Origin of the sequence: Botrimarina hoheduenensis, assembly GCF_007859815.1 — a bacterium.
Lineage (GTDB): Bacteria > Planctomycetota > Planctomycetia > Pirellulales > Lacipirellulaceae > Botrimarina > Botrimarina hoheduenensis.
Genome location: NZ_SJPH01000002.1, coordinates 133,862 through 155,166, shown reverse-complemented (window position 1 = coordinate 155,166; position 21,305 = coordinate 133,862). Strand labels below are relative to the sequence as shown.

18 protein-coding genes are annotated in these 21,305 nt (G+C 64.2%); 13 read left to right on the top strand and 5 right to left on the bottom strand.

The window, feature by feature from the left end; translation table 11 throughout:
* Positions 1–36 precede the first annotated feature (36 nt).
* Complete coding sequence (locus Pla111_RS04470; RefSeq protein ID WP_231930732.1) at positions 37–537, top strand: TrmH family RNA methyltransferase; 501 nt, start codon at positions 37–39, stop codon at positions 535–537.
* A gap of 82 nt (positions 538–619) precedes the next feature.
* On the opposite strand, the gene Pla111_RS04465 is transcribed toward Pla111_RS04470, so the two are convergent.
* Positions 620–976: an ATP-dependent Clp protease adaptor ClpS gene (locus Pla111_RS04465; protein ID WP_231930730.1), complete on the bottom strand. Its 357-nt coding sequence runs from the start codon at positions 974–976 to the stop codon at positions 620–622.
* Between the two features lie 242 nt (positions 977–1,218).
* Here Pla111_RS04465 and Pla111_RS04460 point away from each other — a divergent pair, with 242 nt between their 5' ends.
* The 7 genes from Pla111_RS04460 to Pla111_RS04425 all read left to right on the top strand — a co-directional run bounded on the left by Pla111_RS04460 (position 1,219) and on the right by Pla111_RS04425 (position 8,901).
* Entirely contained in the window at positions 1,219–2,604 is a 1,386-nt protein-coding gene (locus Pla111_RS04460) for a dipeptidase (protein WP_231930729.1), read from the top strand.
* A 59-nt stretch (positions 2,605–2,663) separates the two neighbouring features.
* Positions 2,664–3,989 carry a serine--tRNA ligase gene (serS, locus tag Pla111_RS04455; protein ID WP_146571822.1) on the top strand — a complete coding sequence of 442 codons (1,326 nt, stop codon included), beginning with the start codon at positions 2,664–2,666 and terminating at the stop codon, positions 3,987–3,989.
* A 299-nt stretch (positions 3,990–4,288) separates the two neighbouring features.
* Positions 4,289–4,735: a response regulator gene (locus tag Pla111_RS04450; RefSeq protein WP_146571820.1), complete on the top strand. Its 447-nt coding sequence runs from the start codon at positions 4,289–4,291 to the stop codon at positions 4,733–4,735.
* Positions 4,736–6,226: 1,491 nt separating this feature from the next.
* Complete coding sequence (locus Pla111_RS04440; RefSeq protein ID WP_146571816.1) at positions 6,227–6,454, top strand: hypothetical protein; 228 nt, start codon at positions 6,227–6,229, stop codon at positions 6,452–6,454.
* Between the two features lie 134 nt (positions 6,455–6,588).
* Positions 6,589–7,299, top strand: coding sequence for a type II secretion system protein (locus Pla111_RS04435; protein WP_146571814.1), 711 nt, complete (start codon positions 6,589–6,591; stop codon positions 7,297–7,299).
* An 89-nt stretch (positions 7,300–7,388) separates the two neighbouring features.
* On the top strand, positions 7,389–8,081 hold the full coding sequence (locus Pla111_RS04430) for a hypothetical protein (protein ID WP_146571813.1): 693 nt from the start codon (positions 7,389–7,391) through the stop codon (positions 8,079–8,081).
* On the top strand, positions 8,074–8,901 hold the full coding sequence (locus tag Pla111_RS04425; protein WP_146571811.1) for a hypothetical protein: 828 nt from the start codon (positions 8,074–8,076) through the stop codon (positions 8,899–8,901). The genes Pla111_RS04430 and Pla111_RS04425 overlap by 8 nt, the downstream gene beginning before the upstream one ends.
* Before the next feature lie 18 nt (positions 8,902–8,919).
* Here Pla111_RS04425 and Pla111_RS04420 read toward each other — a convergent pair whose 3' ends face one another.
* Positions 8,920–9,714, bottom strand: coding sequence for a DedA family protein (locus tag Pla111_RS04420; protein ID WP_197524747.1), 795 nt, complete (start codon positions 9,712–9,714; stop codon positions 8,920–8,922).
* Between the two features lie 378 nt (positions 9,715–10,092).
* Complete coding sequence (locus tag Pla111_RS04415; protein ID WP_146571807.1) at positions 10,093–11,265, bottom strand: FAD:protein FMN transferase; 1,173 nt, start codon at positions 11,263–11,265, stop codon at positions 10,093–10,095.
* A 108-nt stretch (positions 11,266–11,373) separates the two neighbouring features.
* On the opposite strand from Pla111_RS04415, the gene glmM reads away from it, so the two are divergent.
* The 3 genes from glmM to tadA all read left to right on the top strand — a co-directional run bounded on the left by glmM (position 11,374) and on the right by tadA (position 13,981).
* The gene (gene glmM / locus Pla111_RS04410) at positions 11,374–12,723 is read left to right on the top strand and encodes a phosphoglucosamine mutase (protein WP_146571806.1); all 1,350 of its coding nucleotides are present in this window, start codon (positions 11,374–11,376) and stop codon (positions 12,721–12,723) included.
* A 37-nt stretch (positions 12,724–12,760) separates the two neighbouring features.
* Positions 12,761–13,399 (top strand): DUF6624 domain-containing protein, encoded by a 639-nt coding sequence (locus tag Pla111_RS04405; protein ID WP_146571804.1) that lies wholly within the window; start codon positions 12,761–12,763, stop codon positions 13,397–13,399.
* Between the two features lie 114 nt (positions 13,400–13,513).
* Complete coding sequence (gene tadA / locus Pla111_RS04400) at positions 13,514–13,981, top strand: tRNA adenosine(34) deaminase TadA (RefSeq protein WP_146571802.1); 468 nt, start codon at positions 13,514–13,516, stop codon at positions 13,979–13,981.
* A gap of 25 nt (positions 13,982–14,006) precedes the next feature.
* Here the strand turns inward: tadA and Pla111_RS04395 are convergent, their stop codons facing one another.
* Positions 14,007–16,328, bottom strand: coding sequence for a DUF7507 domain-containing protein (locus Pla111_RS04395; RefSeq protein ID WP_146571800.1), 2,322 nt, complete (start codon positions 16,326–16,328; stop codon positions 14,007–14,009).
* A 179-nt stretch (positions 16,329–16,507) separates the two neighbouring features.
* Positions 16,508–18,514, bottom strand: coding sequence for a BBP7 family outer membrane beta-barrel protein (locus Pla111_RS04390; RefSeq protein ID WP_197524746.1), 2,007 nt, complete (start codon positions 18,512–18,514; stop codon positions 16,508–16,510).
* Between the two features lie 289 nt (positions 18,515–18,803).
* Between Pla111_RS04390 and Pla111_RS04385 the strand changes: the two genes are divergently transcribed.
* Positions 18,804–19,445 carry a sigma-70 family RNA polymerase sigma factor gene (locus Pla111_RS04385; RefSeq protein ID WP_146571796.1) on the top strand — a complete coding sequence of 214 codons (642 nt, stop codon included), beginning with the start codon at positions 18,804–18,806 and terminating at the stop codon, positions 19,443–19,445.
* A gap of 137 nt (positions 19,446–19,582) precedes the next feature.
* A complete protein-coding gene (locus tag Pla111_RS04380; protein WP_146571794.1) occupies positions 19,583–21,277 on the top strand; it encodes a serine/threonine-protein kinase in 1,695 nt (564 codons plus the stop codon).
* Positions 21,278–21,305 lie beyond the last annotated feature (28 nt).

The following is a 21,305-nucleotide window of genomic DNA, read 5'->3' as shown; positions in this document are numbered from 1 at the left end:
CAACCTCCGTTTGTCCCCCAACCCCCCCCGCCCCCTTTGACGTCAGAGCAAGTCCGTCATCGCCCGCCGCGCGCGCTCGCCCAGCCGCGCGAGCTGGTCATCGTCTGCGCGCCGCTGCGTTCGAACGTAAACCTGTCGCGGATCGCCCGGGCGGCCGGTTGCTGTGCGGTCTCGCCGATTATCGCGACAGGGCGACCCATGAAGCTCGATCCCGAGATTGCGCGTGACGCGTCCTCGTCGGTCGAGCTCGTTTGCCGCCGTTCGCTTACGCCGGTGCTCAAAGACCTGCGGCAGCAGGGGTATCAGCTGGTTGGCCTGGAGCAAACCACCGACTCGCAAGACCTGCACCACTACGCTTTCCCGCGACGCACGGCGCTGGTGATCGGGAACGAGCGTTCGGGCATTCCCGATGAGGCGCTCGCGGTGCTGGACGAAACGATCGAGATCCCCGTTTGGGGACTCCCCTACAGCTACAATGCCGCGACAGCCACCTGCATGGCGCTCTACGAGTATTGCCGCCAATGGCCCGACGGTTAGCAGTGCTGAGCTGAGCTGAGGGCATGAGCGCTGACGAGCATGGGCGCTGACGGGCTGGGTCGTCACCCGCACGAGCGACGACTCACTCGGCTTCGATCGAAGCCGACATCGAACCGGCGGTCCCTCGCTCCTCGTCCTTGCCAAAGGCATGGATCTGATCACGCTTGAGCTCCGCGTGCTCAAGCGTGGTCGTGAGCACCACCGCCCGGCCCTCAGCGTCCACCTGCTTGGCGAGTTTCACGCATTCCTGGGAAGAATGCCCAAACAGCTCGCGGAGCATCTGCTGAACATACTCAAAGGTATGGTCCTCACTGTCCCACAGGATGACGTGGTAGCGGGGGACCCGACGCTCGGTGGACTTCGCGGCACGTGCGCGACGGGGGGCCACCACCACGGTCATGCCGGGCTCGTTGTCCGACGGTTCAGAAGGGTCGTCCATATTAAAAATGTTCCACCGCTGCCGAAGGCCCGGAAGCGGTTTTTTGGGGGGGCTATCGGCAGTTAACGCTCAGCAGCAAGCGGTCTCGGATACCTGTTTTCGCCGGGCGCGGGCGTCGCTGAAGCCCCGCCCCCCTGCGCGGCGGCGTGCTGGTGAAGCGGTTCTCAAGTGAGTATATTCGCGGGTTTCGCTGGCGGCCACGCCCGCATCCGCCTTTCGACCTTCTGTTCAAGCTCCCCCTCGTGCCCCCCGAACCCAACGCCCCGCTGGACAGCTCCGTGTTCGCGTCACGTCGCGGAGAACACGAAGCAAAACTCTTTGAGCTGCTGCGGATCCCCAGTGTGAGCGCTGACTCACGCCATAAGCCAGATATCGCACGGGCCGCGGATTGGGTCGAGGCACAGCTGAAAGGGATGGGCTTGTCCGTCTCGCGGCTCTCGACACCGGGCAACCCGATCATCTACGCCGAGTCGCCCCCCGTGCCCGGTGCCCCGATTGCGCTGGTCTACGGCCATTACGACGTCCAACCCCCCGATCCATTAGAAGAGTGGATCACCCCGGCCTTTGAACCCACCGTCCGCGATGGCAGCGTTTACGCCCGCGGCGCGACGGATGATAAAGGACAGATGCTGACGCACGTGCTCAGCGCAGCCACCGTGCTCGCGGAGCGTGGCAAGCTGCCGATCCAACTGAAGTACGTCATCGAGGGCGAAGAGGAAGTCGGCAGCGAGCATCTCGAGGCCGTTGTCGAGCGTGAACGCCAGCGATTGGCCTGCGACGTGGTGGTGGTCAGCGACAGTTCGCAGTTTGCCCCCGGCGTGCCGGCGGTGACCTACGGCTTGCGCGGCATCGCGTACTATGAGCTGCTCGTCGAGGGGCCGAAGCAGGACTTGCACTCGGGCACCTTCGGTGGTGGCGTAACGAACCCGGCCAACACGCTCGCCAAACTCATTGCGGCACTGACCGACGCCGATGGTCGGATACAGGTGGACGGATTTTATGACGATGTCATTCCGCTGAGCGACGCGGAGCGGGCCGAGTTCGCGCGGCTGCCTTTCAGCCAGGAAGGTTTCCAGAAGCAGCTGGGGGTCGCGGGCGTCTGGGGCGAGGCGGGCTACAGCACCCTTGAGCGTCGCTGGGCGCGGCCGACGTGCGATGTCAACGGCTTGTGGAGCGGCTATCAGGGCGAAGGGGCCAAGACCGTGCTGCCCGCCCGCGCGGGAGCCAAAGTGAGTTTCCGTCTGGTCCCCAATCAAGATCCGAAGAAAGTCTCGGCGGGGCTGCGCACGCTGCTCGAGCCACTGGTGCCGCCCGGAATCCGGTTGACGATTGTCGATCATCACGGCGCCCCCGGTGTCGTGTTCCCGCTGGAGAGCCCCTACATGGCGGCGGCGGCGGCGGCCATTGAACACGGCTTTGGCACACCCCCCGTGTTCATCCGCGAAGGCGGATCCATACCGATCGTCAACACGTTTGCGCGCCTGCTAAACGCCGACGTCCTGCTGCTGGGCTGGGGACGCGATGACGACAACACCCATAGCCCGAACGAAAAATTCAACCTCGACGACTTCCATCGGGGCATCACCGCCAGCGCGGCGTTGTGGAACACGCTCAGCCGCCAGGCTTGAGCGCTCGCGCGTAGGTTCGGCCGTCGCTACTTCCCTCTCTCGCACCAACTGCTCCCCTCATGCTCGACACCCGCTTCGTTCTTGAGAACCCGGAAGCCGTTCAAAAGAACTGCGTCGCACGCGGCGTGAAAGCCGACCTGGGCCGCTTTGTCGAGCTGGAAACCCGCCGTCGGGCCCTGCAGCAAGAGGCCGAGGAACTCAACCGCCAAGCGAACGCTGTCAGCAAGACCATCGGCCAAGCCAAAGATGACAGCGAGCGCGAGGCACGCAAGGAAGAAGGCCGCCGGCTGCGCGAAGAGAAAGAGCGGAAGCAGGCCGAAGTTGAGCGGTTCGGGGCCGAGTCAGAGGCAATCCTCCGCAGCCTGCCCAATATGACGCACCCCGAGTCGCCGGTCGGAGCCGAAAGCGCCAGCCGCGAGATCCGGCGGGGCGAACTCCAGCCGCCACGGTTCAGCTTCCCCGTGCTGGACCACGTCGATCTGGCAGCGCAACACGACTTGGTCGATTTTGAAGGGGGAGCGCGGGTTTCGGGGCACGGCTTCTACTTCCTGAAGAACGAGGGGGTGCTGCTCGAGCTCGCGCTGCAACGCTACGCGCTCGATCTGCTGATGCGCGAAGGCTTTACCCCGCTAACAACACCGGACCTCGCCCGCGGCGAGATCCTGCAGGGGGTCGGCTTCATCCCCCGCGGCCCTGAGACCCAGATCTACAGCGTCGAGAACCACGACCTGAATCTGGTCGCCACGGCCGAGATCACGCTGGGCGGACTCTACGCCGGCCAGGTCGTCGATGAGTCGCAGCTGCCAATCAAGCTGTGCGGCATCAGCCACTGCTTCCGCACCGAGGCCGGCGCGGCGGGCCGGGCCAGCCGGGGACTGTACCGAGTCCATCAGTTCACCAAGATCGAGATGTTCGCGTTCACCACCCCCGAACAGAGCGAGGACATGCTCAACATGTTCCTTGATCTGGAGTGCGAGCTGTTTAACGGCCTGGGGTTGCCGTTCCGCGTGCTCGATATCGCTTCGGGAGACCTGGGCGGGCCGGCGTATCGCAAGTTCGACCTCGAAGCCTGGATGCCCGGTCGCGGCACCGCCGGCGAGTATGGCGAAGTCACCAGCACGAGCAACTGCACCGACTACCAGTCACGCCGGCTGAACGTGCGGTACAAAAAGGCGGGCGAGAAGGGGACCCACTTCGTCCACACGCTCAACGGGACCGCGATCGCTTGCAGCCGAGCGATCATCGCGATCCTGGAAAACTGCCAGCAGGCCGACGGGACGATCCTCGTGCCTGAGGCGCTCCGCCCTTACGTCGGTAAGGATCGGATCGGGGCCGTCGCTGATACCGACGACATCGAGAGCCCCGCGGTCGGCACGGCACGCTAACCCCGTGCGCGCAATTTGAACAGCGGCTCGCTCTGATCCGCTTCGGTACCCGCTCGGCCCAGGGGCCCCTGGCATTTCGGGGGCTCCCTCATCGGGCGAAAGTCTGCGATTAGGCCCCGTTCTCGGGCGGTCCTTCGGGAAACCGTCGGACGGATAACCGTGCCCGTTCGCGAATACAAACGCCTAGGGCCACTCCATAAACCAACTTTGTGGCGTCGCACGAGTTGAGTGCCGGTGCCCCTGGGCCCCAATTCCGCCGCGTGCTGTAGCCCCCGCAATCGATCTTCGTTGAGGTAACTATGTTCGCAAATCGCAAGGCGGTTATGCATGTTGACGACGACCAACTAATCACCCGTTTAGTGGCGGAGCAACTGCGCGCCGCAGGATACGAATCCGAAGCCGTTAACGACCCGTTGTTGGCACTCCCGGCGCTCGTGCGGGGTCAGTATCGGATCGTCCTCATGGACATCCATATGCCGCAGCGCTCGGGGCTGCAGCTGCTCAGCGAGATCAAGACGCTCGATGCGGGTATCCAGGTGATCATGCTCACGGGCCTCGTCAACGAAACGACGGTCATCGAAGCGATGCGTCAGGGGGCCGAGGCCTGTCTGTTCAAGCCACTGAGTGACCCGTCGGTGTTGATTGATGCGGTTGATGACGCCTACCGGCGGAACAATCGCTGGTGGGATTCGTTGCGTGATTTGACCCAACGGCGTCGCACCGCCGAGACCGTCGCAAGCGCCTAAGGCAGCGCAACCGGCACAACCCCTCCGAGCCCCCGGGCAGTCTGGGAAAGAGGGGCGAAGTTGGCCGTCTGGCCAAAGCGTGCTAGCGGGCGGGCCGATATCAACGACGGACTCGATTGGGCATCGCTTGCTCGGCCGATCCAAGCCGTCCCGCACTTCGCTGGGTCTCAAAACAAAGATGACCAGCGTTTGGCGGGGAGGCGAAGCCCCGTGTGAATCCCCTCCCCGTTTCGTTAAGGAATTTGCTGATGAACGTTCGTGCTTCACTTTCGTCTTTGTGTTTGGGCCTGGTTGTGGCTCTTGGCAGCGCTTCGAGCGCCGACGCCTTTGGCTTCGGTCTGCTGGGCGGCTGCGGTGGCTGCGCGTCGGACTGCGGTTGCGCGGTTGAGCCCTCGTGCGGCTGCGAGCCCTCGTGCTGCGTCGCTGAGCCGGTTTGCTGCGACCCGTGCTGCGCCCCGCGTTGTGGTCTGCTGTCGGGCCTGAAGGGTCTGTTCCACCGCCACAACTGCGGTTGCTGCGAGCCCAGCTGCTGCGTCGAAGAGCCCTCGTGCTGCGTTGCCGAGCCCAGCTGCTGTGCCGCTGAGCCCTCGTGCTGCGTCGAAGAGGCCGCTTGCTGCGACCCCTGCTGCGCCCCGCGTCGCTGCCGTCTGCTGGATGGGCTCAAGGGCCTGTTCCATCGCCACAGCTGCGGCTGCTGCGAGCCCAGCTGCTGCGTCGAAGAGCCCAGCTGCGGCTGCGAGCCGAGCTGTGCCGCTGCCCCCGGCTGCGGTTGCTGAGATTGTTTTACGAGCAGTAAGCCATCCCCGCCCCCAGCGGACCGATAGGCTAACCTGCTGAAAATAAGCGGACACCAACAGCCGTCGTCGGGCTCCTCTGCCCGACGACGGCTGCCGTTTTTTCTGCTCTAACGCCTTCGCTCGAAGATGCGTCGGCCGCAATCCTCCTTGCCGTGACATTCTGTCACCTGAAGCACGCGCTCCGCCATCGTCGGTGGTCAGGTAAACTCGCTGCTTACCTTTCCACGCGATTCAGTCACCACGCTTGCGGATGACGGCTCAGCGGCTCATTGCGACACTCCTCGCCGGCTGGACGCTGCTGCTTGTTAGCGGAGCGCCGCTGCCGCTGGCCGCGTTAACTTCTCGCTCAACGGTGCCTTCCACCGAGCGGTTCCCCTGCGAGAAGTGTCCGTGTGGCTGTGGCACGGCCGAGCACTGCTGGAGCCAGTGCTGCTGTCACACGTTGCCACAGCGCTTGGCCTGGGCACGACGTGAAGGGGTCACTCCCCCCGCCGCTGCCCTTGCCACCGCGGTGCGGGCAGGCCTCGATACAAGCTTCTGGACAGGTGCAGCCTCCACACGCGGCGTGAAAGCCTGCTCTGCAATAGTTGCCCCGCCCTGTGAAGCAGAAGCGGCACCCGTGCGAACGTGCTGCTCTACGAAGGCCAGCCGTCCCTCATGCTGCACGGCGAAACTGCCTGCTGAAACCCAATCCATGCCAGCTGCGTCTGCTCGTGCCAAGCCGGCAGTATCGGTGATTCGTGCGCTGGCTTGCCAAGGCTTGGTCGAGCTGTGGCTGTCGCTCGGAGTGTTGATTCCGCCGACGCCTGCCGAGGTGATCACGCCTGACGTGTCCGTCGAGTACGTCGGACCGGTTAGCGCCCTCTTCGTTGTTCGTCTTGCTGAAAGCCCCGACACCCCACCGCCCGAAGGGCGTGTGTGAGGCAAGATCGGTTTCGCAAAGCATCAGTTTGCCCCGGCTGCAAACCGGCGGTGCGATTTCTTGACCGCTTGTGATCTGTCCTTGGTAGCGCCTGCGCTGAGGCAGATTACTTCACCTGCGGCGGAGGGCATCCAGTGCTCCGCAATCCCTACGAAAGAGTCGGCTACACGCTGATTGAGCTGCTTGTTGTCGTAGCGGTAATAGGGATCCTGATCGCGCTGCTCTTGCCAGCCGTTCAGGCCGCCCGAGGTGCCGCTCGCCGCGCTAAGTGTCTGCACCAACTCCGTGAGATCGGCGTCGCGGTGCATCTGCACTTGGAGGCTCACGAGGGGCGGTTCCCGCGCAGCTCACACTCGGCCTACGCCGTGGGCGAAGCGCCGTGGGCCTGGTCCCTCGCGGCGACACTCGACCCCACGTTCGACTCCCTACGCGACGCGTATCCCACGGGCCTCCTCGACGGCGCTTACCGCTGCCCCGAGGACGACCGCCGCGGGCACTCGGCGTGGAGTTACGGCAAGAACGTTTGGTTCGAACTCGATTCGTACGAAACGCAGTTCGCACTGGGCTTGCCGTGGAACGAGGCGGGGCCGACCTATCAGCGGCTCAATCGGGTGCCGGCAACGGGCCGCACGGTGTTATTCGCCGAGGTCAGGGGAGCGCAGGACCACCTGATGGCCCACTTCTGGCTCACCGGGGGTGAACCCGAAGTCGCTGCCGATCGGCACGCTGGTGTGAGCAACTACCTGTGGGTCGATGGTCACGTCACCACCGCCGCGTTCGAAACGACGTTCGCCCCCGGCGAGCGTCTCGACCGCTGGAACCCCGACACCGCGGCCGAGCTTTAGCGAAGCCGGGGTGCGCGCTTTCTCGCCTGTTCTCGGCTGACTCCGGGGCGGCGTTAACTCAGCAACTTCAACTCCCGTGAGGGACAATTATGAAACGTAACTCAACACTACTCCTTCTCGTGCTGGCCTCGGCTGCGCAGGGCACCACCGTTATGCCGCAAATGGGGGGTGCCCAAGTCCCCATGATGCAGGCTGGCATGAAGCACGCTGGCATCGACTTCGATGGATCATCGCTATCGGTTCATATCGATGAAATGGTGGCGACCCCCGTCCTGCGTGAACTCGACCCCGCCGACTCCTTTGATCCGACCAAGCCGTGGGCTGTGCTGGAAGACATGGCCTACAACTTTCAGTACGGCTGGGTGGCCGATTCCATCTGGGCGCCGCCGGCGGGACTGGCCGTTTTCATTGAACCCAACTTTGTGACTCCGGGTCTGGAGGTGTACGACCGCAGCTGGATCACCAGCGGGATGAGCTTCAACGAAATGTCGTACGAGCCCCTGTTTGTCGGGGGCGCGGCGTGGCGCTGGAACGGCAGGATGACACACCATGCCTATGCCGTCAGCAACCCAGCGCTAACCGAGTACGAGGCGAGCTATCGCGTTTTCTTGGCCGACGAACTTACGGGCGTCGAATCGTTAGATGGTTCCGGAATGCCTCTCTACGGCTCGGGCTTTGCGACATTCTACTTTGCCGCGACGCCGATCCCTGAACCCGCTTCGCTGCTGCTGGCAGGCGCCGTTGTAATGAGCTTCTGTGCAGGAGGGCGTCGTCATGCGTAGCGCACTCTGGATTTATCTGTTGGTCGCCCCGGCTTCGGCCGGGGCGGCCTTGGTAGCCCCGCAACTCGGCGGCGGCTCACCCGGCACAACAACCGCCATGAAGCACGCCGACATCTTCTTTGAGTCGGGATCGCTCGTTGTGCATCTCGATACGTCGGTGGCGACCCCGCGCCTGCGTCCGCTCTTGCCCGCCGACGCCTTCGATCCGGCGGCCCCCTACGCCCTGCTCAGCGGCAAGGCTTACAACGCGCAATACGGCTGGAACGCGGGAGGCTTCATCTCGCTCCCCCCCGGTGCCGGTATCTGGATCGAGGTGCTTCAATCAACGCCCGGCCTGGAGGTCTATCAGGCACCGGTGGACGCCAACGGCTACGCGCCAATCCTCGGCACACAGGGCACCTCGCTTCGCTGGAAGTGGAGCGGACGCATGTCGCACAACTACTATGCGGCAACAAACTTCGCTTCGCAGTCGCACGAGGCGACGTACCGGGTTTACTTGGGGGATTCCTCTTCGGGAACACCACTGGCCGGCTACGGTTCGACCGAAGTGACTTTCGCGTTCGCTCCGCCGGGCGACTACGACGGCAGCGGCAGTGTCGATCCGCTCGACAAATACTTGTGGCAGCAGCAGTATGGTGCCACCGGCCCACAACTCGCCGCCGATGGCACCGGCGACGGCCTGGTCGACGTGAGCGACTACACCGTCTGGCGCGACGCCCTCGGCGCACAACTCACGCCCGCGACGCAGACGATTCCCGAACCGTCAACGGTTGGCTTAGCGATCCTCGTTACCGCTTTTGCACCGCTTTTGCGGCTATAGCAAGCCCGAAACGCTACGCTAGCGCTCAGAAATCGACTTGGGCGGCGTTGCGCTTGTCGGTTGCCTGCGGCTTCGGCCCGCTGCGTTCGGCTCGTCGGAGTCTTGGTCTTCTTCGTGGCTATCGTCGAAGTCGGCCGCGGCGTCGGCGTGCGCGACACCCCCTGACTCGGCCTTCTCGCGTGCTGCGGCTTCGGCGTCGTGCTGCGCAATCTCTTGCAGCGCCGCCGCCATCCGCTTGGTCTGGCTCTTGTACAGGAAGAACAATCCGACGCTCGCCAGCACCAGCACCACGCCGATGGTGAGCAACTCTTCCGCATTGTGGATGATCTTGGCGATCGGCTCGCCGAAGCGATAGCCCAGCCCGAAGACCACCCCAACAACCAACGTTGCGCTGACCAAGTCCCACAGCAAGAATCGCAGGTAGGGCACTTTCGCTGCTCCCGCGGCGTAGTACACCGGCCCGCGCACCCCCACCAAGAAGCGCGTCAGCAGCAACACCTTGAAGCCGTGTCGGCCGACGGCGTGCTCAAACATCTCTTCTTTGTCGGCGTTGATAAACCGCGCGACCGACTTGTGCTGCGTCAGCCAACTATGCCCCAAGCGCCGACCGATAAAGTACATCATCGAGTCGCCTAGCAACGCTCCGGACAGGCACGCCGAAAAAGCGAGCCAAGGCTTCAGCGTGCCCTGCGAGCTGAGCACCCCGGCAAGCACCAGCGGGGCCTCTTCGGGTACCGGAATGCCGCAACCGCACAGCGCCAGGAACGCGACGATCCCCAAGTACCCAAGATGGTTTACGAGATAGTCGAGCACGATATCGGGGGGTGTAATTGCGGAGGGTCAACGCTCGGGGGCTGGTCGCCCCGCTTCTGCCCGTTGCGGCAAGAGCCGGGCAGCCACTGCGGCAAGAGCGGGGGGGAGAGCACCGAATTGTAGCTAGGCAATCGCCAAGGCAGTACCGGCCGGCCCAGCGTTCTGCCGTGCAGCGCCTCGGGCTAAACCGCTCGAACCGGCGACAAAACGGGGAAACCCCTTAAAAAATCGCGGGGGACAGCGGGAGAGGTCTGAGCTTGCCCAGCGGGCCGCTAGCGTCCGAAGTTGGGGCGGGATCGTTTCCACTCTTCGCCGCTAAGAAAACGCTGGCAGACCAGGGCTCCCCCCCCGTCCGCGAGCCATGCCCACCTTCGGACCTTAACGACATCCGCCGCTGAGCACCTCGACGCCCTCCCGAAACGGATGCGGCTCGTTCGGCCTTGCTCGCTGAAAGTTGAAGGCGTGGATCCTGACCGACGGAGCACCGTCGGCGTCGGTCGCCGGTGCCAGCAGCACCGCGCACAAGTCGGGGCGGCGCTCGCACAGCTCGGCCGTCCCCTCAACACCCAAGATATAGCAGGCGGTCGAGAGTGCGTCGGCCTGGGCCGCGGTGGGTGCGATCACCGACGCGGAATGTAGCCCCTCCGCCGGCCAACCGGTGCGCGGATCGATCAAGTGACCGTAACGTCGCCCCTCATACTCAAAGAATTGCGTGCCCGAACCCGAGGTCGAAAACGCCTCGTCCCGCAGCACGAACTTTGCCAAGCGCTGGTCCGGCTGGGTCGGATCGCCCAGGCCGACTTCCCAGCCAGCGCCCTCGGCCAGGGGGTTCACCCCCCGCGCCAGCAGCGTGCTTGTCCCCCCGTGCATCAGGCTGGCCTCAACACCGCGTTCGCTCAGCAGCTCACCGGCGCGATCCAGGGCGTAGCCTTTGCCGATGCTGTTGACGTTGATCTCGATCCCTTCCCGCAGGTACTGAAGCGTGCGCTCCGCAGGATCCAGCATCACGTCGGACCATCCCACCTGTTGCAACGCTGCAAGCCGAGCGTCTTCTTGAGGCAGAACGCCGGCGCGTTGCGCGAAGCCCCACACCTGCGAGAGCGGTCCGCTCGTCAGATCGAACGCTCCGCCTGTCTCGTCGTAGAGTTCGCCCGCCAATTGCAACAGCTCGAACAGCCGGGCCTCGACCGGCCAGGGGGTCGCTGCGGCGTTTCGGTTAATATCGATCAGCTCGCTGTCGTCGCGATAGACGGTGAGTTGATCCTCGAGTCGCTCGACCAAGTCGAGCGCCGCCATGCCGGCCGTGGTCTCGTTCTGTTCGCGTGACACCACCAGCCGCAGCTCCCACTCGCATGCCATCGCCCTGCGCGCGAGCGTGACGATACGCTGCTCGGTGTGGCGCGGCAGCGCGGCGGGGGGAGGCGATTCGGGGAAAACGTTGCCGATCGCATCGGCTGCGGTGTCGATCGCGGAGCCGATCAGATCCGCAGCGGCACCCAGCGCAGAGCGGCCGCGGAGAAAGTCTCGACGTGATTGGCGACGGTGATCCATACCCGCTAGTCTACCCACCGCGCCCCCTCAAGGCACTCGGGGTATAAGATAAGTACAAAGTGTGTCGAACGATCTTTTGCCCGTGCCCCTTGCTTGAAGAGCCGTACCATGGACCAGCCCATCATCAGCGTTTCGGGGCTACGCGGCGTAATCGGACAGACGCTAACCCCCGAGATTGCCACCCGCTATGTCGCCGCCTTCGCGGCCATGCTGCCGCGGGGCAAAGTGCTCGTTACGCGCGATGGCCGCAGCACCGGGCCGATGATCGCTCAGGCGGCGCGGGCCGGCATTTCCGCGGCAGGCCGCGACGTGCTGGACGCCGACGTGGCGGCAACCCCCACGGCCGGCGTTCTTGTGCAGAGCGAGGGCTGCGTCGGCGGGGTGCAGATCTCCGCCAGCCATAACCCCGCCGAGTACAACGGGCTGAAGCTCTTCGGAGAAGACGGACGCATCATCCCGGGCCCCGCCGGCCAAGAGGTCAAAGACCGCTACCTCTCCGGCCAGATCGCCTACGCCGACCACGCGAACCTGGGCGCGTTCCATGTGCTGACGGACTCGCTCAGCGAGCACCTCCGGCGTGTCGAAGCGATTGTCGATACCGAGCGGATCCGCTCGCACGGGTTCCGCGTGCTGCTCGACTCGAACCACGGCTCGGGCTGCGTGCTGGGCCGCAAGTTGCTGGAACGTCTCGGCTGCGATGTGTGCGTGCTGGGGTGCAGCGCCGACGGGCAGTTCGCTCACCCGCCTGAGCCCACCGAGGGCAATCTGGCCGATGTCGCGCATCAGGCGATCGAAGGGGGCTACGACGCCATCTTCTGCCAAGACCCCGACGCCGATCGGCTGGCAATCATCGATGGCGAAGGCCGCTACCTGGGCGAAGAACTGACGCTCGCGCTGTGTGTCGATCACCAACTGCGCAAGCGTCCGGGGCCGATCGTCTCGAACTGCTCAAGCAGCCGCGTGACGCGTGACTTGGCCGAGCGCTACAACGTGCCGTTCACCCAGTCAGCGGTCGGTGAAGCGAACGTGGTCGATGCGATGCTCCGCAGCGGGGCCGTGCTCGGCGGCGAGGGTGCCGGCGGGGTGATTCATCCCGAGGTGGTGCTGGTACGCGACAGCTTTGTCGGCATGGCCATGGTGCTCGACGCGATGGCCGCGCGCAGCCTGCCGCTGGCCGAACTCGCCGACGAGCTCCCCCAGTACGCGATCCACAAGACCAAGGCGACCTTGGCCCCGGAGCGACTCGAAGCGACACTGAGCAAGCTGCAGAAGCAGTTCGCCGGTGCCGAGGTTGATCGGCTTGACGGCTTGCGGCTCGACTGGCCGCACGAAAAGAAATGGCTGCTGGTACGGGCCAGCAACACCGAGCCGATCGTGCGGCTGATCGCTGAGGCCCCCGAGCGCGACGCCGCCGTTGCCGTGTGCGAAGCGGCCAGCGCCGTGATCGCCGCGAGCTGAAGCTCCTCGCGTTTACTCACCAATCAGGACGCGCTTTATGCCTCGCCACCTGCGCCTGCTGCCGCTGGGGAGTCTCTTGTTAGCCACCACGCTTGGCGTCGCGGCACCACCATCGGCCAACCCGGTCGATACCGAGCTGTTAGCGGAACTTGTCGCCCGCTACGAACGCGATCAGTTCATCCGCAGTCAGTTCTCGGGTGGTGTGCTGCCGATCGAGCACCACGCGATAGCCGCTGCGCTCACAATTCAGCTGGTCGGCACCGCGATCGACAGAGAGAACACCGCTTGGCTGGAAGGGATTGTCGCAGAGCGCGGTTGGCCCTCGACGCAACTCGTTGGCCAGCGTGGCGCTCATTGTGCGTGGCTGCTGGTGCAGCACGCGGACCTTCGCCCCGATTTTCAGGAACGTTGCCTCGAACTCATGCGCGCCGCCAGCGACGAGAGCGTCGCCCCGCAAGAGCTGGCCTATTTGGAAGACCGCATCGCCGTCGGCCAAGGCAAGCCACAGCGCTACGGCACACAACTGCATATGCAAGAGGGCCGCTTAGCCCCGCAACCACTCGCCGATCCGCAGCGGGTTGACACGCTCCGCGCGGAGGTCGGCCTCCCGCCGCTCGAGGAGTACCTACGCATGGCGAATGCGTTCTTCTTGCACGAGGCAAACGGTCAGCCGTAGTCGATAGACAACGGCTTCAAAGCCGGCGTTCTGCGTACTAAAGAATCTCCTGCGCCACACACCGCGGCGCTCTCACCTACCCCTTGCACCACGACAAACCTTTAACGGCCAAAGATGCTCCTCGATCCCCTCGATGACCAGCTCTACATGCAGCGCGCGCTCGACGAGGCGCGCGCTGCGGCGGCGGAGGGGGAGGCCCCCGTGGGGGCGGTGATTGTCTCCCGGGGCGAGATCATCGCCGCGGCGCACAACCTGCGCGAAACGCTCCGCGATCCGACGGCCCATGCCGAAATGATTGCCATCACGCAGGCGGCGGAGTCGCTCGGTGCGTGGCGGCTCGAAGGCTGCACGCTCTATGTAACGCTCGAACCGTGCCCGATGTGCGCCGGAGCGATCGTCCAAGCACGCGTGCCACGCGTAGTGTACGGTGCCATCGATCCCAAAGCGGGTGCCGCGCAGAGCCTGTATCAACTGCTCACCGACGAGCGGCTCAACCACCGTGTTGACGTCACAGCCGGCGTGTTGGCCGAGCCGTGCGGAGAGATCCTGCGTGAGTTTTTCCGCGCGCGGCGGGTGCGTTAAATCGACCTACCGAATGCGTCCGCGATCAGGCGATGCTGGTCGAGAGGAACGCGCGCTTGCTAATCGGCTGGCGCTGGATCACGACGTCGGCGTCGTCCAGGTTGGGCAGCACGTCGTTCTCCACCTCGGTGGTCGAAAGCAGCTCAACCCGGGCGTCGTTGGTATAACGGGCCGGCGTGTCATCCACGACTTGCGCGCGGAAGCGGATCGTCTGCGTGGCATTGTTCGCGAGGGCCCCCAGGTTATAGACCAGCTGGGTTCCCGTCGCGGTTGCCGACACCACAGGCTGCGGCCCGGCGGTCGTGTCGAGATAGGTTAGACCGGTTGGCAGATCATCGACGACTCGCACCGACGAAGCGTCGGAGGGACCCGCGTTGCGTGCGACCAGCTCAAACGTGACGATCTCGTTCAGTTCAACCGTCCCGCCCGTCGTGTTCTCTTTGGTGATCGTTAAATCAACCGTCGGCACCACGGGGGTATCGACCAGAGCCGCATTGTTGGCCAGGTTGATATCGCCGGGCGTCGAGACCGACACGTTGTTGCGGAACGGGTTGGCCGCTGTGGCACCGACCGCCGCTAAGATCGTGATCGTCTCTGATTGACCAATGGCCAGCGTCCCCAGGTTGGAGGTGACGGTCTGGCTGGCAGAGCTGCCGATGACCGACTGGCCGATGACGCTCGTTGTACCCGAGACGAAGGTCAGGCCGGCCGGCAAGGTGTCCGTGAGCGTCACACCGGTCGCTTGTTTGTTTCCGTTGTTGGTGACAACCATCGTGTAGGTGATGTTTTGACCGACACTGGCCGAACCCGTGGGCGGGATTCCGTCGTCCTTGGTGACCGTGATGTCAGGTGCCAGAAACGCAAAGTCAACCAGCTGATTGCCATCGGTTCCATCGCCATCGACGCCCGCGGCAGGCTCAGCGCCGCCCACCAAAGTCACGGTGCGCGAGACAACGCTGCCATCACCGGCGGCCGTGCCGCGATCCTTGTTGTTATCGAAGGGAGCATTGTCGACGTCGGGCGCCAGGCCTCCCGACTGATTCGAGGTGCTCGTCATTCGGCCCAAGAGCGGCCCGCTAGTGAAGTTCGCCGCATCGACCTGCACGATGTAATCGCTCGGCAGCAGCCCCGTGAACTGATAGAGGCCGCCGCCTGCGGTGGTGGTGGTTGCCAGCGGGGTTTCGTCGGTGTGGTCGTTGTCGCCATCGGTGTCCTCGTACAGCGTCAGCGCGACGCCATTGAGCGGCACGTCGCCCGCCATGAACATCGAGTCTTCGGTACCGACCTCGACCCATACCTGGTTGCCGAGAGCGAGCGAGGGGTAAACGGCAAGGTTTGCGGTTTCGGTCGTGAAGCCAACAACGCCAATCAATCCAAACTGCGCGTCGAGGGCTTCCGAGCTGAAGTCAATGAACAGCTCAATCGCCCCCACGTTGGAAAGGTCTGCCCCCGTGCCCGACGTCGTGACAAAGTTGAGCGAGTTGAGGGCGATTGATATTTCTTCGCCTGGATCGCCGTCGATGGCGGCGTCGCCAATATCTACGACTGGAACCGTCGCCGTAGAAATATTTCCAGCCCCGCTATAGAGCCGGACAACAAGATCAACCGCTTTGTCGGAAGAGGCGACAATGCTCAGCGCGTCGTTTGCTCCGCCGTTCAGCAAGTCGAGAGATAGCCCGCTTGGATTGATCGTGGTTGCGGATCCGTCAGTGCCATCCCAAACAACGCTGGCCGATCCTGTTGCGCTCCCAGTGTTACTCAGATTGAGTACGTTGTCCGTAAGGAAGTTCGACACTAAGTCAACCGTGCCTGTCCCGCCGGTGATCTGCACGAACATGTCGCGGACCCCCGCGTCGCCGGCGTTTGCCGTATCAACGCTGGTTCCTGTGGTGGGGCCTGCCGAAGACGCCGCCGCGGTCGCAGCCGTGGCGAAGGAATCGACGGTAAGATTCAGACTTCCCATCACCTCCGTGGCGTCGAGCGCGATCAGCGACGAGACGCTGTTCACCGCCCCGCCTGAGGCGCGTGTCAGCCGGCCATCGGGGTTGTTGCCGGTCAGGTTGACCCGGGTGAAGTAGTTGCCTTCGATCAGGTTATCGAAGTTGTAGGCCCCGCCGGCCCCGGTGTTCACATCATCAACGAACGTATCGCTGGCGGCGTTGAAGACGCTATCGCCGTTGTCACGCCACAGCTCAACGGTCAAACCGACCGGTGCTGAGCCCACGGTTACCATGTCGCCCGACAGGTCGAGCGCCACGGTTCCAACAATCTGTCCGAGATCGGAAGCCAGCATCTGGCGTCCCTCAAGCGACTCGAGACGCAGACGACGTTGGTGGGGACGACGCATGATCCGTAGACCTCGTTGCTAGCAGCGCTGGCGCCGATGAGGGCGCGTGCACGCAGAGAGTGGGGGCTGTATCGACCGTATCGGCTGCGCCGTCGGGGCAACTTGTGCCGATTGTGCGGGGCGCGAAGCTTTGGCGGGGAACCGCCTAAAGACCGCTCGCGTCCGCAGACGCCGGTGAGTCAGTACTGGTAATCCAGCCCGAAATTGAACCCGTGCGCCCAGATCGACGTGTCATTGAACGCGAAGTTCGGATGCCGATACGTGTCGGGCGACCCGATCGCCGGCTCGATCACGCGCGAATCGACCGAGAAGTCAATCTGGTCACCCGGCCGGACAACGTTCGACCAGAACAACAGCGAATAGGCCACCGAGGCGCGTAACCGGGGCGTGATCCGATAGGCCAACCGCGCAGAGAGCTCCGGGAGGACGCTGAACTGGTCACGGCTGTAGACGCCGATGTTGGTCGATTGTGCGAGCAAACCGCCGTTGCTTGTCACGCCGTTGGAAGTGGTCGTGCCGTTGATGCGCACCTCTTGGTCGGTTACGCCCAGCGCGATCTTGCTCAACAGTTCCAACGCCCAGCGCCGGGACTCCCACTCGTAGACAAACCCCAGATCGACGCCGTGGAAGTCGTTATCCACCGCAAACGATTCGTTGAGCGTGAGGGATTGCTCACTGTCGAGCAGCGTTGCGTTCTCGCTGAAGCTCAGAAACTCGTCGAGGCTCGTGTAGCGATAGCCGCCGATGAAATCGATCCGGCTGATCGCCGTCGGCCTGCCCCCGCCGCTGTTAATCGGGCCACAGCTGCTGCAGCTATTGCAGCCGCCACAGCCGACCTCGCGGCAGCAGATGCCGGTTCGCAGGCGGATGCCGACAGACTCGAACTCGCTGCGCGCCGCCACACCCACGGTGCCACCGACCACCTCTGGCAGGGTGACCAACTGCACGTTCTGACGCGGCGTTGAGGGAATACCACCAATAATCGGCGCGATATCGTAGAACGGCCGACCGATCGAAACGATGCCGTCGCCGTCCGGATCGCCGGCGGAGTAGAACTCGGACTCGGTTTCCATAAAGAGGTAGTCCCCCTCGATGCCGAAGTCACGCTGATCATCGAGCCACGCACCGAGCGTAAATCGGAGCCCGCTACGCGCATCATCGAGCAATTCTCCACCGTAAAGCACCTGCGTACCGGGAGAAGCGAGATCGGGGCGATTCGGTTCCGTGTTGCGCGTCACAAGCGGGGGGGTATCCATGCCGTCGAACCACCACAGCAGGTACTCGGCTCGGCCGTACAGGCCTCGCCGCGATGCGGGGTTGCATGACGGGCCGCACCACCCTCCCCCGCCACAAGTGCGACACGTTGCCGGTGCCAGCACCTGCCGAGAGCCGCGGCACTTGTCGCAATCGCAGGAGGGGCTGTCGTAATCGACGATCGGGGCCGTGTAGCGACCTCGCCCGTGTTGATAGTCGCTGTGCGCGTAGTCCTCGCCGTCGATGATCACTTCACCCTCGTAATGATCGAAGGGACCATCGTAGGAGTCGGTCGGGATCGGTTCCAGCTGACGCTTTGATTTAGCACGGGCAGGCGCCGGTAGGTCATCAGCCGGCTTGGCCGCATCGCCGATGAGTTCTTCCAGCACAATCGGATCGTCGGCCTCGGTTGGAGTCTCTTCGGCAAACTGCACGCGTCGCACGCGGTCGCGGCGTAGCGGCTGAAGCCGTTCGGCGTCGCGCGCTGGCGTGAAACGAGCGGGACGCTCTTCACGCGTTGTGCTGGCGAGCGGCTCCAACCGATCGGGCAAATCGAGCTGCGTCGCGAGCAAGGTCTTGCCGGTATCGTGACGGACCCGCACCTGTGTGCCGACAAAGCGTTCCAGATCGACCCCCGGCGTTGGCTCGACGTAGCGCCGCACGCGGCCGAACTCGTCGGCCAAGGCGTAGGGGGGAGCCCCCGGATCGCTATCCGCGTTGCGGATGAGCAGCGCCCGTGGGCCCTCCACCTCAGCGCGCTGGTCGGCGTCTTGCACCGATCGGGTGCGCTCGCCGGCTGTGCGACCCGAAGGGGTCCAACCATCGGTCAGGCGTTGGTCCGCAGCGCCGGCAGCGCCGGCAACACCGAGCAGGATCGACAGAGTGAGGTACCGACAAGCCGCTGTTGCGGCGTTAGGCGGGGCATGACGCATTGGCGTTGGCTGCCTAGCTGGCTGAAGGATCGGGCCGCGGGCGAAACGCCACCCCGGCACGTGATTGCGGCGGCTTTTATCAGCGGCGCGCAATCGCCAACAACCCCAGATTCCTCGCACTTGAGGCAACTTGCCTAAAATTCGGGGTCCCGCAGGCGTTGTCACTCGAGTGCCAGCGGTCGATACTGACTTCATACAGCTCGTGCAGCGCCTACCTCCGATAGCCTTTGCGCCGCTTCGTTAGCTACTGCCTGCCCGAAGTTTCACTTTCCGCCCCGGTGTCGCCCCTATGTGGCCACGTTCTGACGACACCGAGAAGCTCCTCAATAACGTCCGCGGCGGCGATCCCGACGCCCGCAATCGTCTGTTTGATCGCCATCGCGAAGCGATCCGCCGGATGATCGACCTGCGGATGGATCGGGTGCTGGAGCGGCGCGTGGATGCTAGCGATATCGTCCAAGACGTGCTGATCGAGGCCAACCGCCGCCTGACCGATTACCTGAAGAATCCGGTCATGCCGTTTCACTTGTGGCTCAGGCAGATGGCCAAGGATCGGCTGATCGACGCTCATCGCCGGCACCGCGTGGCGGCTCGGCGGAGCATGGACCGCGAGCAACCGCTCAACGCTGCCAGCAAAGACGAGCAGTCGGCGATCGATCTGGCGGTGCAGCTCAGCGATCGCGAGCTGACCCCCGCCGCGGCGGCCACATGGCGCGAGCTCCAGCGGCGCTTCCAAGAGGCGTGCGACCAACTCGATCCCCAAGACCAAGAAATCATCGTCATGCGGCACTTCGAGCGGCTGAGCAACACCGAAGTGGCGGTCGCCCTGAACCTGTCGGCCCAGGCGGCCAGCATGCGACACCTACGGGCGATGCGTCGGCTCCGAACGTTTCTTGAGGACGAGCAGCCGACCAACGAAGGCAACAAATGAATCGGCACCTGTGGTGAAATAGCGCCACCGATTTGCGGTCCAACTTGAGGGGCAATCCGGGGGGGCTGCCTGCTCCCCTCCCCGCTCTAGCCCTCCCCGCTCTATGCTCCCTTTTGGTCCTCTAATTCTTTGTCGTCATGGCCGAAGCCGCCGAAGCCCAGCTCGCGACACTGCTCGACGAGCTGACCGAAGCCGCGGAGTCGGGCGATCTCTCGAAACCCGAGAGCTTGTGCGCCACCCACCCCGAGCTCGCGGATGACATCCGCGACCTGTGGGGCGCGTTGATGGTCACCAGCGCCGTAGCAACCCTCTCGGCGACCCTTGAGCTGGACAACGAGGCGGGCATTGCTCCGGGCCCCGCGCAAGAGCTCACGCTCCCCTATCGGCTGGGCGACTACGAGCTGCGCGACGAGGTGGGCCGCGGTGGCATGGGGATCGTGTACCGCGCGAGCCAACAAAGCCTGGGGCGATCGACCGCCGTCAAGCTCATCCTGCGTGGGGCCCTGGCCTCGGCAGAAGATCAGAAACGCTTCCGCAGCGAAGCGGAATCGGTCGCGCGGCTGGAGCACCCCGGCATCGTTCCGATCTATGAGGTCGGTGAGCACAACGGGCAGCTCTTCTTCAGCATGCCGTTTGTGGAAGGGGAAACTCTCGCGCAGCGGCTCGCCAAAGGTCCGGTGAACGATCGCGAAGCCGTCCGACTAGTACGCGATGTCGCCCGAGCGATTCAATACGCCCACGAGCGCGGCATCATCCACCGCGACCTGAAGCCGGCGAACATCCTGGTTGATCGCGAGGGGCGCGTTCACGTCACCGACTTCGGCCTAGCCAAACGCCTCACGACCGACAACGCCTCGACGGCGCAGCTCACCAACACCGGCGCGATCCTTGGCACTCCGTCGTACATGGCTCCCGAGCAGGCTACGGGCGGGCGGGGCGAAGTGGGGCCGCTGAGCGACGTCTACAGCCTAGGGGCCCTGCTGTATGCGCTCGTGACCGGTCGGCCCCCGTTTCAGGGAGCCTCGCCGGTCGACACCGTGCTGATGCTGCTCGAGAACGACCCCGTGGCACCGCGGATGCTCAACGGCCGCATCGACCGCGATGTCGAGATGATGATTTTGCGCTGCTTACAAAAACCGTCCGAATTGCGGTACGCGTCGGCGGGCGAACTCGCGGCCGATCTGGATGCCTTCCTGCGCGGAGACCCGATCAGCGCCCGTAGCGGACAGTTTACCCAGGTGCTGGCGCGCGTTTTTCGCGAGACCCACCATGCGACGCTGTTAGAAAATTGGGGCCTGTTGTGGATGTGGCACGCCGCCGTGCTGCTCTTTATCTGCGGCGTCACGAATTGGTTCCTGGTGCGTCAGCCCGAGTGGAGCGCGATGCAGACAACCACACCGTATGTGCTGCTGTGGGGCGGGGCGTTAGGCGTTTGGGCACCAATCTTCTGGAAACTCCGTCACCGGGCCGGGCCTGTCACCGCGGTCGAACGGCAGATTGCTCACGTGTGGGGAGGCAGCGTTGTCGCGGTGATGATGCTGTTTTGGGTCGAGAGCGAACTCGGTCTGCCCGTGCTGACCCTCTCACCTGCGCTGGGCCTGATCTGTGGGATGGTCTTCGTCGTCAAGGCAGGCATCCTCTCGGGTGCCTTTTATGTGCATGCCGCCGCGATGTTCGCCACCGCGATCGTCATGGCCTACATGCAGCGCCACGGCTGCGAATACGGGCTGACACTGTTCGGCCTGACCTCGGCAGCGACGTTCTTCCTGCCGGGCCTAAAGTACTGGCGTCAGAGCCGATCGGGTCGGCGTGGGGTTGGGCAGAAAAACTGAGGGCCTTGTTTCTCCGGCCTCCCGAGCG

What these genes read in the sequence shown, in the direction of transcription:
- Pla111_RS04385 (WP_146571796.1), top strand. Translation starts at nt 18,804, where the DNA reads ATGTGGCCACGTTCTGACGACACCGAGAAGCTCCTCAATAACGTCCGC.
- Pla111_RS04465 (WP_231930730.1), bottom strand. Translation starts at nt 976, where the DNA reads ATGGACGACCCTTCTGAACCGTCGGACAACGAGCCCGGCATGACCGTG.
- glmM (WP_146571806.1), top strand. Translation starts at nt 11,374, where the DNA reads ATGGACCAGCCCATCATCAGCGTTTCGGGGCTACGCGGCGTAATCGGA.
- serS (WP_146571822.1), top strand. Translation starts at nt 2,664, where the DNA reads ATGCTCGACACCCGCTTCGTTCTTGAGAACCCGGAAGCCGTTCAAAAG.
- Pla111_RS04440 (WP_146571816.1), top strand. Translation starts at nt 6,227, where the DNA reads ATGCCAGCTGCGTCTGCTCGTGCCAAGCCGGCAGTATCGGTGATTCGT.
- Pla111_RS04415 (WP_146571807.1), bottom strand. Translation starts at nt 11,265, where the DNA reads ATGGATCACCGTCGCCAATCACGTCGAGACTTTCTCCGCGGCCGCTCT.
- Pla111_RS04395 (WP_146571800.1), bottom strand. Translation starts at nt 16,328, where the DNA reads ATGCGTCGTCCCCACCAACGTCGTCTGCGTCTCGAGTCGCTTGAGGGA.
- Pla111_RS04405 (WP_146571804.1), top strand. Translation starts at nt 12,761, where the DNA reads ATGCCTCGCCACCTGCGCCTGCTGCCGCTGGGGAGTCTCTTGTTAGCC.
- Pla111_RS04425 (WP_146571811.1), top strand. Translation starts at nt 8,074, where the DNA reads ATGCGTAGCGCACTCTGGATTTATCTGTTGGTCGCCCCGGCTTCGGCC.
- Pla111_RS04380 (WP_146571794.1), top strand. Translation starts at nt 19,583, where the DNA reads ATGGCCGAAGCCGCCGAAGCCCAGCTCGCGACACTGCTCGACGAGCTG.
- Pla111_RS04430 (WP_146571813.1), top strand. Translation starts at nt 7,389, where the DNA reads ATGAAACGTAACTCAACACTACTCCTTCTCGTGCTGGCCTCGGCTGCG.
- tadA (WP_146571802.1), top strand. Translation starts at nt 13,514, where the DNA reads ATGCTCCTCGATCCCCTCGATGACCAGCTCTACATGCAGCGCGCGCTC.
- Pla111_RS04390 (WP_197524746.1), bottom strand. Translation starts at nt 18,514, where the DNA reads ATGCGTCATGCCCCGCCTAACGCCGCAACAGCGGCTTGTCGGTACCTC.
- Pla111_RS04450 (WP_146571820.1), top strand. Translation starts at nt 4,289, where the DNA reads ATGTTCGCAAATCGCAAGGCGGTTATGCATGTTGACGACGACCAACTA.